Raw genomic sequence first — 14,161 nt, forward strand, 5'->3', positions numbered from 1 at the left:
GTCTTTGTTTCGTGCCACGTTCGGCACCCGGGTACCGAACGGCCTTTGCTCTCTATGGGGAGAATGGAATCGGGGCGCGCCAGCGCCCTAGATCGGCATCCGCATGATTTCCTGATAGGCCGAGATCACTTGGTCGCGGACAGCCATTACGGTTTCGAGGCTGGCTTCGGCGGAAGAAATGGCCGTGACGACGTCAATCAGTTCGGCCTTGCCGGCAACCTGCTGGGCCACCTTCATTTCGGCGGCCTTGGAGGTCTGGGCGACATCGGTCATGGCCGACTTCAGCAGGTCGCCGAAGTCCATGCCCTTGGCAGCGGTCGTGCCGCCGCCGATCGAGCCGACCGACATGGCCCCTTGCGAGGCATAGGCCTTGGCAGCAGCGAGCGCGGTGATCATCGGTCAGCCCCTATTTGCGCAGCACATCGAGGGTGCGCGACTGCATGGCGCGCGCCGTCTCGATGACGTTGAGATTGGCTTCGTAGGCGCGTTGCGCCTCCTTCATGTCCAGGGCTTCGACCAGCGAATTGACGTTGGGCAACTTGACATAGCCCTTGGCGTCGGCGGCCGGATTGCCGGGATCATATTCGGTCTTGAAGGCGCTCTGGTCCTCATCGACGCGCAGCATCTGGACGCCTTCGGCACCTTCGACCCGGGTCGGCTTGAACACCGGAACCTGGCGACGATAGGGATCGCCGCCGGGGGTGCGGGCGGTGGAGTTGGCGTTGGCAATGTTTTCGGCAATGACCCGCATGCGACCCTGCTGGGCACGCAGGGCCGAGGTGGCCACGGCCATGGTCGACAGCGAATTGGACTTGATCTCAGGCATCTGATCCGTCCTCAGCCGTTAACCTTGCGTGCGGCCATCCGCAGCATGGTCATGGACTTCTGGTAAAAGCCGACCGCGGCGTCATAGTTCATGCGCGCGTCGGACATCTTGAGCATCTGGTCCTCGAGGCTCACGGCATTGCCATCGAGCGTGGTGACCGAGTCGGCACCGGCCGTGGCCCGCCAGGCGCTCGGCGCATGGGAAGCGACCATGTGCGAGGCCGAGGTCGCCATCATCGAGACTCCGCCCGCCGGAACGACCTTGCCGCCACGATAGGGCTGGCCGCCGGCACTCTGGTTCATCAGCGAGGCCTGAAAGCTGTAAGGCTTCAGGTCGCGCGGCTGATAGCCGGGCGTGCTGGCATTGGCCACGTTCTGGGCAATGACCTTCTGCCGCTCGGACAGATAGCCGAGCCGGCTCTTGAGCATGCCGAAAAGAGGAATGTCATCGGGTCCCATGCGATCATGGTGAAGAAACAGGGTTAATCGGCCATTAAGGAGCCGCGGGCTAACCACTGGTGGCGGGGCATTTGCCCTGCGCCATCTTGTCTCGCAGCGTTGGTCGATCCAGGCGCCATGAACATCGTCGAATTCATCCGCGCTATCGCCGCTCTGGCCGTAACCCTGGGCCTGATCGGCTTGGCGGCCTATGCCCTGCGCCGGTTCGGTCCGGACGCCCTGACACGACTGGTCAGCGCCCACCAGGTCCGCCGCATGCGCGTGGTCGAGAGCCTCGTCCTGGACCCGACACGCCGCCTGGTGATCTTCAGCCTCGACGGCGAAGAACGCCTGATGCTGCTGGGTGAAGGCAAGCTTCTGGATTGGGGCCCACGCCCTGTGCCTGTACCGCCCGCCCCCGCCGCGCCGACCCCGGAGCCTGTCGCCTGATGCGCAGCCTGATCAAAGCCATCACAGGGGCACAGCCGCAGGACCTGCGGCGAGCCGCCCTGATTTCCGTGCTGGCAGCCTTTGCCACGGCCGTGATGCCGGCCGCCGCCCTCGCCCAGTCTGCGATCAATGTGAACCTGGGCACCGGGGCCGGCCTGTCCGAACGTGTCGTCCAGATGGTCGGCCTGCTGACGGTGCTGTCCCTGGCACCGTCGATCGTGATCATGACCACCTCGTTCGTCCGTATCGTTGTGGTGCTGGGCCTGCTGCGCACTGCCATCGGCGTACAGCAGAGCCCGCCCAATCCGGTGATCATCAGCCTGGCCCTGTTCCTTACGGCCATCGTCATGGGACCGACCTTCGAGCGGTCATACGATCTGGGCGTCAAGCCCCTGCTGGACAAGCAGATGGAGCTGCCCGAGGCCTTCGAGGCCGCTTCCGGGCCGGTCAAGACGTTCATGCTCCGACAGGTCGATCGCGAGGACCTGGCCCTGTTCGTGCGCCTGTCGAAGATCCCCACACCCAAGACCGCCGCGGATACCCCGCTCAAGGTCGTGACCCCGGCCTTCATGATCTCGGAACTGAAGAAGGCCTTCACGATCGGCTTCCTGCTGTTCATCCCGTTCCTGGTCATCGATCTGGTCGTGGCCAGTGTGCTGATGAGCATGGGTATGATGATGCTCCCACCGGCAACGATCAGCCTGCCGTTCAAGCTGATCTTCTTCGTTCTGGTCGATGGCTGGCGACTCGTTGCAGGCAGTCTTGTCGAGAGTTTCCAGCGTGGCGCTGGCGGTTAGGGACTGAGTTATGAGCGTATTTGTCCTGGGCTCCATCAATCTGGACGCCGTGGCACGGGTCGATGATCTGCCGCGCCCGGGCGAGACGGTGGCCGGCCTCTCGCTGGAACTGTTTCCCGGCGGCAAGGGGGCCAATCAGGCCGTCGCCGCGGCGCGCATGGGTGCCCCGACCCGGCTGATGGGCGCGGTCGGCAAGGAGGACAGCGGTCCAAACCTCAAGGCTACCCTGGCGGGATATGGGGTGCAGGTCAGTGATGTCTTCGAGCTGAAAGGCACCCCGACCGGCCAGGCCCATGTCTGGGTCGGGTCCGGCGGCGAGAACATGATCGTTGTCACCAGCGGTGCCAATGCCGCCGTTACACCGCAACATGTCGCCGCAACGGCCCTGGAAGGTCAGCGCGTCCTGCTCAGCCAGCTGGAATCGCCTGCCCAGGCCATTGAGGCCCTGTTCCGGGCCGGAGCCGCCAAGGGGGCCCTCCGCATCCTCAATGCCGCACCCGCCCTGCCACAGGGCGCCGCCCTGTTCCCCCTGACCGACATCCTGATCCTCAACCAGACCGAACTGGCGACCTATGCCAAGCTCGACGCTGAGCCGGCCAAGCTGGAAGAGGTGTCACGGGCTTCCCGCAAGCTGATGAGCCGTCCCGACCAGATCGTGATTGTCACCCTCGGCGCAGCAGGCGTGGCCTGCATCCGTCGCGACGAGGCCTTCCTGATCGAAGGTCGCAAGGTCAAGGCCATAGACACCACCGGAGCCGGCGACTGCTTCTGCGGGGCCCTGGCTTCGGCCCTGGCGATCAGCATGGATCTGCGCGAGGCGGTCGAACTGGCCAATGCCGCCGCCGCCCTGTCGGTTCAGAAATCGGGTGCGGCCCCGTCGATGCCCAGCAAGCGCGAAGTCGAGGCGTTTCTGGAGGGGTGAAGGCCTACTGCCCGCGCCCCGGGAACACAGGGGAAAGCGTCGCGATCCGGCTCAGGCCGCGCGGATTCCGCTGAACCCGTGATCCGACGCCGAGCCGATCACCGCGTCGTAGCCCAGGATCATGTCGACGTCCTTGCCGTTGCTGGCCAGGGGCAGACGCAGCCACAGGATCGACATGTGCGGAGCTCCGCGCCAGGCCATGCTGTGGACGCCCACGCCCGGGCGGCGACCGTCGACGACCTTGTCCAGCTCCTTGCGCCAGTAGTCGGTGGCCGCAGCATTATAGACGTCAGACAAACCCTTGCCGGTGATCTCGCGACCATAGACGCCATAGAGGCCGGTGCCGGCCAGACGCAGGCGATAGTCCCGCGGCTCATTGAGCACGTCGATAAGGCTGACTGTCGGCAGCATGCGCTTGATGCCGAGCGGATTCAGGTCCGCACGCGCCGGGAGGGCTGCCCCCCGTCGGAGTGACGCCCAATAGGCGAACATCTCCTGGTGAGCGCGGGCCGCGGAGGCCGATGCGCTCAACTGCGCGTTCATCTTCAGATTCCTTAACAAGCCGTTGGAATCACGACGATTCACTATCGCTTAAGGAACGAATCGCGGGCAAGTGAAAACAGCATCGCCAGCCAATATTTCGGTGAAGTGTCAACCTGCAAGCGAACCGCCCGCCCTCTGGCTCAGAGGGCGGGCGGCGAAAACGTCAGGTTGCCAGGCCGGCAAGCGCTTGATCCGACTCGGCTATTTCGCGCCACGCGGCGGCTTGCGGCCGCCTTGGCCCAGACCCATCGACTTGGCGAGTTCCGAACGCGCCTTGGCGTAGTTGGGCGCGACCATGGGGTAGTCCTTGGGGAGGTTCCACTTGGCCCGGTACTCTTCAGGGCTCATGTCGTACTTGGTGCGCAGGTGACGCTTGAGTGACTTGAACTTGCGACCGTCCTCCAGACAGACGAGATGATCCGGCGCAATCGAGCGCTTGACGGGAACGGCGGGCTCGCGTGAGGCCATCGGTTCGGCCTCGGCCGGGGTGCCGATCGCCGACAGGGCGACATGAACCTGACGGATCAAGGCCGGAACATCGTTCGCGGCCACGGTGTTGTTGCCGACATAAGCCGAGACAATGCCGGCCGTCATGTCGAGGAGGTCCGATTGGTCGTCCATTTTGCCTAGCCCGTCGCGATTTGTTTGTTCTTTGCTGATTCCTGGAACCAGACATCGCGTGGATATAGATTATAGCCTCTTGCGGCAATAACCCGGCCCCAAGAATACAGATTGAAACATCCGTTCAAACCGAACTGCGGGACTGATCTCCTCAAGTCCCGGCAAACTCTGGACGAATGCGTTCAGCGATATTTGATTTAGCGCCCGAAATCGCGCGACAGGGCCAGCATAGCGGCACGCTGTGGCACCGAATATTCGTCCACGGCCGCCTCGTCGCCTTCGCGGATGGCCTTGAGCAGGGCTGGCGTCATGGCGGAGGACAGCGACCAGTTCCAGTAGCGCAGCACCGTCTGGGCGCGATCCACGGCAATCATGTCAAAGACTGCCATGACCCGCTCAAGCGCCGGGACCATGGCACCGGTCGAGTCGGTTTCGGGCCGGCGCAGGCCACGCCACAGGGCCCGCACGGCGGCGCGCGGCAGACCGGTCGCCTTGCACAGGATCGCCAGGGGCTCTCCGCCCGGATCGGTGAAGATCTTGGCCCCGGTCATGGGCTTCAGACCCGACAGGTAGGAGATTTCCTCGGCCACGTCACGGGTCAGGCCCGTCTGGGCGGCGGCCACTGCATCGTCGAGGCTGTCAAACGGGCTCTTGGCGATGGCGGCGCGATTGCGCTGTCGGCGCTCGATGAACTGCAGCGCCTTGCGCGACATCGGGTCCTGCCACCCCTCTTCCGAGGCGATGGCGAACAGGTCGCCGACAGCGTCCTGCAGGATCTCCCGTGACACCGCGAAACGCTGCAGGATCAGCTTGCGCGCATCGGCATCCGCCCACCAGAACATCACATAGGCGTGGCTGGGGCGCAGCTCGGGCCGGCGAAGCAGCAGCGGCAACAGGCGAGGATTGTCGCGCGACATGGCCACGACCGTCTCGACAGTCTGATGGCCCAGCCGCCCCAGCTCATTGCGCAGGAGCACTTCGACCACCGAGGCCTCACCAGACTCGACCAGGGCATCGGAAACCATTTCCGCAACGCCACGGCGCTGGGCGATCATGCGCCGGTGCTCGAGCGTGGCGTGACGCACACAATCGATCAGATCGGCGTCACCCAGGGTCGGGGAATTCTCGAGCAGCGCCCGTGCCACAGAGATCTCATCGCGCAGCAACAGCCGGACCAGGGTTCCGGGCATTTCAACGAGGGTAGCCAGACGGCGGGCGACCTTTTCGCGCTCCTCCACCACCGCATCGCGCAGCATCTCGACCAGAAGGTCGGCGGTCATCGCGCGTTCAAAGGCGTTGACCCGACTGGCCGGCAGACAAACCACATCAGCGAGGCGCTTGAGCAGAGCCGCACGCGACCTGGCCCGAGGCTTGGGGGCCTCGGCGGGTTGGTAAGGGGCAGTTGGCGCAGGTTCGCTCATGGTCATCCTGACGGTCGATCCGCCGTCAACCTGAACTGATCAGATCGTCCTTAACGTCCGATGAGCGGAACGGTTCGACGTACGCGGCACAATGACGCCCAACCGTTCCCGCGTGCCGTCAGCTAAAGGGGTGCGAGCCCCAGGCCGGCCAGATGTCCGGCAGGTCGGTCGAGACCTTGTCCGGATACACCGGCGACCGCTTCTCCAGAAACGACGTGACGCCCTCCTTGGCATCAGCAGCGGCCCCACGGGCCTGGATCGCCCGGCTATCGGCCTTGTGAGCTTCCATCGGGTGGTCGGCACCGGCCATCCGCCACAACAGCTGACGCGTCAGGGCCACCGAGACCGGCGCGCTGTTGTCGGCGATCTCGCGCGCCAGGGCCCGGGCGGCGGGCAGCAGGTCCTCAGGCGCGTGCAGCGAGCGGACCAGACCGCGATCGAGCGCTTCCTGGGCCCCGAAGACCCGCCCCGTATAGCACCACTCCAGCGCCGTCTGCATGCCGACCAGGCGCGGCAGGAACCAGGATGAGGCCGCTTCCGGATTGATCCCCCGACGCGCGAACACGAAGCCGAACTTGGCGTCGGTCGAGGCCAGCCGGATGTCCATCGGCAGCTGCATGGTGACGCCCACGCCCACGGCTGCACCGTTTACGGCGGCAATGATCGGCTTGAGGCTGTCATACATGCGCAGGGTGCAGCGTCCGCCACCGTCGCGATAGATGTCGCCGACCTTGCCCTCTTCCCGCTCCAGAGCCTGGGGCGAGGTACGGTCAAAGGTCGCCCCGCCGGCCCCCAGATCCGCCCCGGCGCAGAAGGCCCGGCCTGCCCCGGTGACGATCACCACCTTCACGTCATCGTCGGCGTCGGTGACGTCGAACACCTCGATCAGGTCCTTCATCATCCGGGCGGTGAAGGCGTTCATCCGCTCGGGCCGGTTCAGGGTGATCGTCGCGATCCCGTCCTCGACGTCGTAGAGTAGGGTCTCGAAGGTGGGTTGCGACATGGGGGCTCCTCCTGATTTTCAGGCAGTCAAACATGCGTATGAATTGAGGGCAATCACCCATCATCCGATCTCCCCGGCGAAGGCCGGGGCCCAGATTCATCCAGAGAGGCTGGGGATGATGCGCCTACGAGCCGGTCAGAAATCTCCGACGCTCGCGGGCTCGGTCTGGGCCCCGGCTTTCGCCGGGGAGATCGGGTCTAGACCCTACCCCCGCTTCACCATCAGCTTGCTGATCGCGTGAACGAAGTTGTTGGGCGCAATCTCCATCTCGCCTGTAGCAACCAGGTCGGGGAAGCGGGCCAGGATCTGGCGATAGGCTTCTTCCAGCTGGATCTGGGCCACGCGCTTGCCGATGCAGGTATGGGGGCCATAGCCGAAGGCGATATGCTTGCCGGCATTGGGCCGACGGACATCCAGCTGGTCGGGCTCAGGGAAGACCTCCGGATCGCGGTTGGCCGCGCCGTAGTACATGATGACCTTCTCGCCCTCACGGATCATCTGACCGTTCAGCTCGACATCGGCCGTGGCCGTCCGGCGCATATAGATCACCGGGCTGACCATGCGGATGAACTCGTCGACCGCGCCGCCCATCAGGCCTGGATTGTCGATCAGCAGCTGCTTCTGGTCGGGAAACTCGGTCAGCAGCTTCATCGCGCCCGAGAGGGTGTTGCGCGTGGTGTCATTGCCGGCGAAGACGATCAGCAGCCACGACCCGTCCAGATACTCGTCGGCCAACAGGGCTCCGTCGACCTGGGCCCGGGCGATGGCGCTCATCAGGTCGTTCTTGGGATCCTCGCGACGCTTGAGCAGCATCATCCGGCCATAGTCGAACATCTCCTCGACGTTGTTGTTGAAGTCCATGACGAACTGCATGAGCTCAAGCGTCGGGGTGATCGGCGCGGCGGCCTGTTGCACGGCCAGGTCCTGGGCGCGCTCCAGATAGTGCATCCACTTCAGAAAGCGCGGACGGTCCTCCGGCGGAACGCCGAGGATTTCGCACAGGGTGAACAGCGGCAGCACGCTCGAGAAATGCTCGACCATGTCGATGGTCTGCCCGTCCGCCAGCAGGGGCTCCATGGCGTCGAGCAGGCGCGTGACCTCGCCCTTCACGGCCTCGGTGATGCCGCGCAGATAGGACGGGGTGAAATAGGGCATGTGCTCGCGACGCAGCTGCAGGTGATGCGGCGCGTCGAGATTGATCATCGTATCCATGGACGCCCGGAACAGGAGGGCGTGGCGCTTCTCGGGCGGGCCCATCGACATCAGGATGCCGCCCCGCTGCGAGGAATAGGTGGTCGGGTCGCCATTGACGGACATGACGTCCTCATGCCGCGTCACGGCCCAGAAGCCCGGGCCACCATAGGGCTCGGCATGCCACATCACCGGCGCCTCGGCCCGCAGACGGGCATAGTCGGCGAAGGGCTGACCCTTGGTGAAGCGGAAGATGTCGGCGAGATCGACATCTGGCAGGGTCGGATAGGTCGTTCCCGCTCCGGGGCCGGCCTTGCCGTCCACCACTGTCTGGCTGATCAGATCCACGCTTCAATCTCCCGGGAACATCGTTCTGTGGATACAAGATAGTGGTGAATGGCCCCGGGCCAACGGCGCCGCGACGGCAACTGACGCAAGGTGAGGCTTTGCGTTCTGGCCAGACCTGCGCATTGTGAGTTAACGCCGATCACGCGGGTACAGGCGGGCGGCCCCGAGCTCTTGCAAAAGCAGGCGCTCGAAACACAAAAAATGGTGCGCGCTCAAGCGCGCCCTTGGGAGGAAACGATGAGCGCGATCATCGAGGCGGACTATATCGTCGTGGGTGCCGGTTCGGCCGGATGCGTGCTGGCTGCAAGGCTGTCAGAGAACGGGCGCTTCAAGGTGCTGCTGCTGGAAGCCGGCGGCGACGACCGGCCGACCAGGAATCTCTCCCAGTTCGCCTCCAACCTGATGATTCATATTCCGGTCGGCTATGCCCAGACCCTGAAGGATCCGAAGGTCAACTGGCTCTACACGACCGAGCCCGACCCCAGCACCGGTGGTCGCTCGCATGTCTGGCCGCGCGGCAAGGTTCTGGGGGGCTCCTCCTCGATCAATGCCATGCTCTATGTCCGCGGACAGCAGGCCGACTATGACGGCTGGCGGCAACTCGGCTGCGAAGGCTGGGCCTGGGACGATGTCCTGCCCTGGTTCCGCAAGGCCGAGAACCAGGAGCGCGGCGGCTGCGAGCTTCACGCCACGGGCGGCCCCCTGAATGTCGCCGACATGCGCGATGGCAACGTGATCTCCGATGCCCTGATCGAAGCCTGCGACCAGGCCGGGATCCCGCGCTATGCCGACCTCAACGGCAAGGATCAGGAAGGGGCCACCTGGTATCAGGTGACCCAGAAGAACGGCGCGCGCTGTTCGGCCGCCGTGGCCTATCTGCATCCGGCCATGAAGCGTCCCAACCTGCAGGTCGAGACCAATGCCCTGGCCAGCCGGGTGATCTTTGAAGGCAAGCGCGCCGCGGGCGTCGAGTTCGTCCAGAACGGCGTCAAGCGCACGGCCAAGGCCCGCGCCGAGGTGATCCTGGCCGGCGGCGCGATCAACTCGCCCCAGCTTCTGGAGCTTTCGGGCATCGGCAATGGCGAGCTTCTGCGTCAGCGGGGGATCGCGGTCGTCAGTGACCTGCCGGGTGTCGGCGAAAACCTGCAGGATCATTATCTGACGGGCGTACGCTACCGCCTGAAGACCGGCGCGCCGTCGATCAACGCCATGAGCAAGGGCGCCCAACTGGCGGGCCAAGCGCTCAAATATGTGCTGTTCCGCAAGGGCCTGCTGACCCTGTCGGCCGCCCATGTGGCGGCGTTCTGCAAGTCCCGCCCCGATCTGGCTGGGCCGGATATCCAGTTCCACATCCTGCCGGCTACCATGGATCTGGAAAAGCTGTTCAACGAACAGAAGATGGAGCTGGAAGACGCGCCGGGCATGACCATCGCCCCCTGCCAGCTGCGCCCGGAAAGCCGCGGACACATCCATATCAAGTCGGCGGATCCGTCAGAATATCCGGCGATTGTCGCCAACTATCTGGCCGATCCCCTCGACCAGGAGGTCGCGGTTGCCGGTCTGAAATGGGCCCGCAAGATCGGTGAACAGCCGGCCATTGCCAAATATGTCGAGCAGGAGATGAACCCGGGTCCCGGTTTCGAGACCGACGAAATGCTGCTGGAATATGCCCGCGCTTCGGGCTCAACCCTCTACCATCCGGTCGGCACCTGCGCGATGGGCAGCGGCCCAATGGCCGTGGTCGACGCCCAACTGCGGGTTCGCGGCGTGGACGGTCTGCGGGTGGTCGATGCCTCGATCATGCCGCGCCTGATCTCGGGCAACACCAACGCGCCCGCCATCATGATCGGCGAGAAGGGGTCCGCCATGATCCTGCAGGACGCCAAGACTCCGGTCGCGGCCTAGGGAACCGAACGCATGCATCCCTATCTCCACGCCCAGACCCAGCCCGACAAGCCGGCCTACATCATGGCGGGCTCCGCGGAGGTCGTAACCTACGGCCAACTGGACGCCCGCTCGAACCAGGGGGCGCAACTGTTCCGCAGCCTGGGACTGAACGGCGGCGACGTCATTGCCATCCTGATGGAGAACAATGCCCGCTTCTTCGAGATCGCCTGGGCCGCCCAGCGCGCCGGACTCTACTATGTCTGTGTCTCGACCAAGCTGACCGCCGCCGAGACGCAGTACATCCTGCAGGACTGCGGGGCCCAGGTGTTCATCACCTCGACGGCCATGGCCCCGCTGATCGATGAGATTCCCGCCCTGGTTCCGGGACTGACGCTGTTCACGGTCGGCGGCGCCCATGGGGCCTATGCCGACTTCGAGGCGGCCCGCGCCGCCATGCCGGCAACGCCGGTTGCCGACGAAAGCGCCGGTTCGGACATGCTGTATTCGTCCGGCACGACCGGCCGGCCCAAGGGCGTCAAACCTGCCCTGAACGGCGGTCCGATCGATCAGCCCAACGCCTTGCAGATGATGGCCCAGGGCCTGTTCGGCTTCTCCGGTGACAGCATCTACCTGTCCCCGGCCCCGCTCTATCATGCAGCGCCGCTGCGCTGGTGCATGAGCGTCCATAAGCTGGGCGGCACCGTCATCGTGATGGAGAAGTTCGACCCCGAAGCCGCCCTGGCCCTGATCGAAAAGCACAAGGTCAGCTGCGGCCAGTTCGTGCCAACCCACTTCGTGCGGATGCTCAAGCTCCCCGAAGAGGTCCGCGCCAGATACGACGTCTCGTCGATGAAGTCGGCCGTCCACGCCGCTGCGCCGTGCCCGGTCCCGGTCAAGGAACAGATGATCGCCTGGTGGGGCCCGGTCATCTTCGAATACTATGCCGGCACCGAGGGTAACGGCTTCTGCTGGATCAATTCCGAGAACTGGCTGACCCACAAGGGCTCGGTCGGCCAGGCCGTGCTGGGCGAACTGCGCATCTGCGACGAGGACGGCAATCCCGTCCCGCCCCGCACCGAAGGCGCGGTCTATTTCGCCAACGGGCCGGCCGTCGCCTATCACAATGCCCCGGAAAAGACCGCCGAGAGCTATAACCAGCACGGCTGGACGACCCTGGGCGATGTGGGCTGGGCCGACGAGGAGGGCTATCTCTACCTCACCGACCGCAAGAGCTTCATGATCATCTCCGGCGGGGTGAACATCTATCCGCAGGAGATCGAAAACCTGCTGATCACCCACCCCAAGGTGGCCGACGCCGCCGTGGTCGGGGCCCCGTGCGAGGAGATGGGCGAAAAGGTCGTGGCGGTGATCCAGCCCCTGGCCTGGGCTGAGGACCACACGGCGCTCAGCGAAGAACTGATGGCCTTCGCCCGCGCCAATCTCAGCCATGTGAAGTCGCCCCGGCGGATCGACTTCATGCAGGAACTGCCGAGGCATGCCACCGGCAAGCTCTACAAGCGGCTGATCCGGGATGCCTACTGGGCCAAGACCTAGGGTCAGTAGACGCTGACCGTTTTGGCGCGAAAACCTCGTCCTTCGACAGGCTCAGGATGAGGTTTTCGACGGCCCGCCATGGATTTAGCCCTCATCCTGAGCCTGTCGAAGGACGAGGGCGGGACTATAGCTAGCGACTCTAGGGGCGGGCGGCAGAGGCACCGCGGTCGGGGGCCAGCCAGCGCGCACGATCCAGATAGGGGCCATTGTAAACGGGAGCAGCGGGGACCGCCGGTGCGGTGGTCTTGCGGGTCACAGCCGGCTGGGCCGGGGCCTGAGGCGTCTGGATACGTTGCGTCGAGCGGGTCTTGGTGCCGTCGGCGGATTCGTCGAGGCAGTCGGTCGGCTGGATCTGCAGAAGGGTGCTGGCGAAGTCGTAGATGCTGCGCTCGACCAGGGTGCGGGCCGCCAGTTGCATCGGCTCCAGCTCGCTCTTGCCACCTGAAATGTCGATGACATTGCCGTTCAGGAAGTCAAAGACGCCCGGCTTGATCTCACGGCCGATGACCTGCTTCTGATAGGAGGTGATGTCGATGATCTCCTGGGACCGGGAGTCGACCATCCGCATGTCGATGGCGATATTGATCACATAGGTGCTGCCCGTCAGGGAGCCTTTCAGGCCCTCGGCTCCCCGGTCACCGCCGCGCGCGTCCACGCCGGTCGAGCGGATATTGTAGTTCAGTTCCGTCAGCCCCCCGACGATGTAGAAATCCGACCCGGCGATCTGGCCGGCATAGATCGGGCGGTAGTTCTCGGGGTCCGTACCGGCCTTTTCGGGGCTATCCGACAGGGTGTGCTTCTGGGCATAGGCCAGCTCCGTGTCGGAGATGCCGCGATCGGCCCGCTCGACCAACCTCAACCCGGCCTTGCCCAGGGCGCTGAGCGCAAAGAGCGACGCCCCCTGGCTGATCTTGGCACCGGTGGTGAAGTCACGCTTGCCGGTCAGGTCGGAGATGGCCCCGACGGCGACCCGGGGCGAGGCGCGGCCCGTGGCGGCGGCCTGGTTGGCCAGACAGGCCAGGGCTGCCGAATACGGGGTCGGATTGGCCGTGGCAGGGGCGTCGCCAATCGGCTTGGCATAGAGGCCGGTGACCGTGTCGGCGCTGGTCGAGGCGCAGCCGGCCAGCATCAGGCTGGCGACGGTGGCGACCAGACCGGCATGGGGGCGGCCGGCTTTGAGGGACGTGCCGCGGATCATCACCAGGTTCCTTGCTGGGCTTGAGGGGTGCGCTGGGCGGCATAGGCCGGCAGGGTCGGACCGCCGGGCTCAGTGAGCGGATCGAGGCAAAGGTCCTTGGCCTTGCCATCGCGGAAGCCGGCGACCAGTTCGAACACGCCGCGCTCGACCAGGGTGCGAACCGCCGCCTGGATGGGCTCCATGCCGCTGCGGCCATAGGATGCCGCCGCGCCGAGCTTGTCCTCGCCAGCGGTCAGACCGAGGTCCAGGCTGCGGCCGACCAGTTGCTTCTGGTAGGAGACCATGTCGACCACTTCCTGGGAGCGCGAGTTCACGAGCCGAAGGTCGATGGCGATGTTGAGCACATAGGTCTGACCCGAGACACCGGCGCGCACGCCGTTCAGTCCGCGGTCGCCGACCTGGGCATCGGCTCCGGTCGAGCGAATATTGTAGTTCAGCTCGGTGATGCCCCCGACGATGTAGTAGGACGAACCCGCGATCTGGCCGGCCAGGATCCGCCGGTAGTTGTCACCGCTGCTGCCCGCGAGTTCGGGCGTGTCGGAAAGGAGCCGCTGCCGGGCATAGTTCAGTTCAATCTCGGCCACGGAATTGTCGAGACGCTCGACCACCGGGAAGCCGGCCTTGCCGAGGGCGGTGATGGCAAACAGCGACGCACCCTGACTGACCTTGGCTCCCGTCTCGAAATCGGCCTTGCCGGTCATGTCCGAGATCCGTCCGACCGAGATGCGGGGCATCGGTCGGGCCATCGGCTGGCGGGCCAGGCAGATCAGGGCCGGCGTATAGGGTGTCGGATTGCGCGTGGCGGGCGCATCGCCGATCGGCCGGGCATAGTCCCCGCCGGACTCGGCGGCCAGGCTGGCCGGCGAAACGGCGAGGATCGCCGCCGACAGGCCGATGCCCCCCAGGGCTCGAGCGAGCAACATGATGCTGTTTTCCTTGTTAGACCGAAGGTGCCGAACCCGG

Annotated in this window: 15 protein-coding genes; 5 read left to right on the plus strand and 10 right to left on the minus strand. The window is 65.1% G+C overall.

Annotated features, from left to right (window positions below; genetic code table 11):
- Positions 1 to 87: 87 nt before the first annotated feature.
- The 3 genes from fliE to flgB are packed head-to-tail and all read right to left on the minus strand — an operon-like array spanning position 88 to position 1,284.
- Positions 88 to 396 (minus strand): flagellar hook-basal body complex protein FliE, encoded by a 309-nt coding sequence (gene fliE / locus AQ619_RS12840; RefSeq protein ID WP_062148228.1) that lies wholly within the window; start codon positions 394 to 396, stop codon positions 88 to 90.
- 10 nt (positions 397 to 406) lie between these two features.
- Positions 407 to 826: a flagellar basal body rod protein FlgC gene (gene flgC, locus AQ619_RS12845; RefSeq protein WP_062148231.1), complete on the minus strand. Its 420-nt coding sequence runs from the start codon at positions 824 to 826 to the stop codon at positions 407 to 409.
- Positions 827 to 837: 11 nt separating this feature from the next.
- Positions 838 to 1,284, minus strand: coding sequence for a flagellar basal body rod protein FlgB (flgB, locus tag AQ619_RS12850; RefSeq protein ID WP_062148234.1), 447 nt, complete (start codon positions 1,282 to 1,284; stop codon positions 838 to 840).
- A 117-nt stretch (positions 1,285 to 1,401) separates the two neighbouring features.
- On the opposite strand from flgB, the gene AQ619_RS12855 reads away from it, so the two are divergent.
- The 3 genes from AQ619_RS12855 to AQ619_RS12865 are packed head-to-tail and all read left to right on the plus strand — an operon-like array spanning position 1,402 to position 3,432.
- Entirely contained in the window at positions 1,402 to 1,713 is a 312-nt protein-coding gene (locus tag AQ619_RS12855) for a flagellar biosynthetic protein FliO (RefSeq protein WP_062148237.1), read from the plus strand.
- The gene (gene fliP, locus AQ619_RS12860; RefSeq protein ID WP_378108999.1) at positions 1,713 to 2,510 is read left to right on the plus strand and encodes a flagellar type III secretion system pore protein FliP; all 798 of its coding nucleotides are present in this window, start codon (positions 1,713 to 1,715) and stop codon (positions 2,508 to 2,510) included. The genes AQ619_RS12855 and fliP overlap by 1 nt, the downstream gene beginning before the upstream one ends.
- Before the next feature lie 10 nt (positions 2,511 to 2,520).
- Positions 2,521 to 3,432: a ribokinase gene (locus tag AQ619_RS12865; protein WP_062148240.1), complete on the plus strand. Its 912-nt coding sequence runs from the start codon at positions 2,521 to 2,523 to the stop codon at positions 3,430 to 3,432.
- A 51-nt stretch (positions 3,433 to 3,483) separates the two neighbouring features.
- On the opposite strand, the gene mopJ is transcribed toward AQ619_RS12865, so the two are convergent.
- The 5 genes from mopJ to AQ619_RS12890 form a co-directional block, all read right to left on the minus strand.
- A complete protein-coding gene (gene mopJ / locus AQ619_RS12870; protein ID WP_166504353.1) occupies positions 3,484 to 3,981 on the minus strand; it encodes a motility/cell cycle regulatory protein MopJ in 498 nt (165 codons plus the stop codon).
- Positions 3,982 to 4,176: 195 nt separating this feature from the next.
- A complete protein-coding gene (locus AQ619_RS12875; RefSeq protein WP_062148245.1) occupies positions 4,177 to 4,596 on the minus strand; it encodes a Ros/MucR family transcriptional regulator in 420 nt (139 codons plus the stop codon).
- Positions 4,597 to 4,793: 197 nt separating this feature from the next.
- Positions 4,794 to 6,017, minus strand: coding sequence for a DUF2336 domain-containing protein (locus tag AQ619_RS12880; protein ID WP_062148249.1), 1,224 nt, complete (start codon positions 6,015 to 6,017; stop codon positions 4,794 to 4,796).
- 118 nt (positions 6,018 to 6,135) lie between these two features.
- Complete coding sequence (locus tag AQ619_RS12885; protein WP_062148252.1) at positions 6,136 to 7,020, minus strand: crotonase/enoyl-CoA hydratase family protein; 885 nt, start codon at positions 7,018 to 7,020, stop codon at positions 6,136 to 6,138.
- Positions 7,021 to 7,224: 204 nt separating this feature from the next.
- Positions 7,225 to 8,559 carry a cytochrome P450 gene (locus AQ619_RS12890; protein WP_062148254.1) on the minus strand — a complete coding sequence of 445 codons (1,335 nt, stop codon included), beginning with the start codon at positions 8,557 to 8,559 and terminating at the stop codon, positions 7,225 to 7,227.
- Positions 8,560 to 8,796: 237 nt separating this feature from the next.
- On the opposite strand from AQ619_RS12890, the gene AQ619_RS12895 reads away from it, so the two are divergent.
- Both AQ619_RS12895 and AQ619_RS12900 read left to right on the plus strand, forming a co-directional pair.
- Entirely contained in the window at positions 8,797 to 10,464 is a 1,668-nt protein-coding gene (locus tag AQ619_RS12895; RefSeq protein ID WP_062148257.1) for a GMC family oxidoreductase, read from the plus strand.
- A 12-nt stretch (positions 10,465 to 10,476) separates the two neighbouring features.
- Positions 10,477 to 12,000 (plus strand): acyl-CoA synthetase, encoded by a 1,524-nt coding sequence (locus AQ619_RS12900; protein ID WP_062148259.1) that lies wholly within the window; start codon positions 10,477 to 10,479, stop codon positions 11,998 to 12,000.
- Between the two features lie 139 nt (positions 12,001 to 12,139).
- On the opposite strand, the gene hfaB (AQ619_RS12905) is transcribed toward AQ619_RS12900, so the two are convergent.
- A complete protein-coding gene (gene hfaB, locus AQ619_RS12905) occupies positions 12,140 to 13,198 on the minus strand; it encodes a holdfast anchoring protein HfaB (RefSeq protein WP_062148262.1) in 1,059 nt (352 codons plus the stop codon).
- Entirely contained in the window at positions 13,198 to 14,121 is a 924-nt protein-coding gene (gene hfaB, locus AQ619_RS12910; protein ID WP_062148265.1) for a holdfast anchoring protein HfaB, read from the minus strand. Before hfaB (AQ619_RS12910) ends, hfaB (AQ619_RS12905) begins: the two co-directional genes overlap by 1 nt.
- Between the last annotated feature and the right edge of the window lie 40 nt (positions 14,122 to 14,161).

The organism is Caulobacter henricii (genome assembly GCF_001414055.1).
GTDB lineage: Bacteria > Pseudomonadota > Alphaproteobacteria > Caulobacterales > Caulobacteraceae > Caulobacter > Caulobacter henricii.

Bases quoted from the DNA above. Each gene is read 5' to 3' on its own strand.
- fliE (WP_062148228.1), bottom strand. From the start codon at position 396: ATGATCACCGCGCTCGCTGCTGCCAAGGCCTATGCCTCGCAAGGGGCC.
- flgC (WP_062148231.1), bottom strand. From the start codon at position 826: ATGCCTGAGATCAAGTCCAATTCGCTGTCGACCATGGCCGTGGCCACC.
- flgB (WP_062148234.1), bottom strand. From the start codon at position 1,284: ATGGGACCCGATGACATTCCTCTTTTCGGCATGCTCAAGAGCCGGCTC.
- AQ619_RS12855 (WP_062148237.1), top strand. From the start codon at position 1,402: ATGAACATCGTCGAATTCATCCGCGCTATCGCCGCTCTGGCCGTAACC.
- fliP (WP_378108999.1), top strand. From the start codon at position 1,713: ATGCGCAGCCTGATCAAAGCCATCACAGGGGCACAGCCGCAGGACCTG.
- AQ619_RS12865 (WP_062148240.1), top strand. From the start codon at position 2,521: ATGAGCGTATTTGTCCTGGGCTCCATCAATCTGGACGCCGTGGCACGG.
- AQ619_RS12875 (WP_062148245.1), bottom strand. From the start codon at position 4,596: ATGGACGACCAATCGGACCTCCTCGACATGACGGCCGGCATTGTCTCG.
- AQ619_RS12880 (WP_062148249.1), bottom strand. From the start codon at position 6,017: ATGAGCGAACCTGCGCCAACTGCCCCTTACCAACCCGCCGAGGCCCCC.
- AQ619_RS12885 (WP_062148252.1), bottom strand. From the start codon at position 7,020: ATGTCGCAACCCACCTTCGAGACCCTACTCTACGACGTCGAGGACGGG.
- AQ619_RS12895 (WP_062148257.1), top strand. From the start codon at position 8,797: ATGAGCGCGATCATCGAGGCGGACTATATCGTCGTGGGTGCCGGTTCG.
- AQ619_RS12900 (WP_062148259.1), top strand. From the start codon at position 10,477: ATGCATCCCTATCTCCACGCCCAGACCCAGCCCGACAAGCCGGCCTAC.
- hfaB (WP_062148262.1), bottom strand. From the start codon at position 13,198: ATGATCCGCGGCACGTCCCTCAAAGCCGGCCGCCCCCATGCCGGTCTG.
- hfaB (WP_062148265.1), bottom strand. From the start codon at position 14,121: ATGTTGCTCGCTCGAGCCCTGGGGGGCATCGGCCTGTCGGCGGCGATC.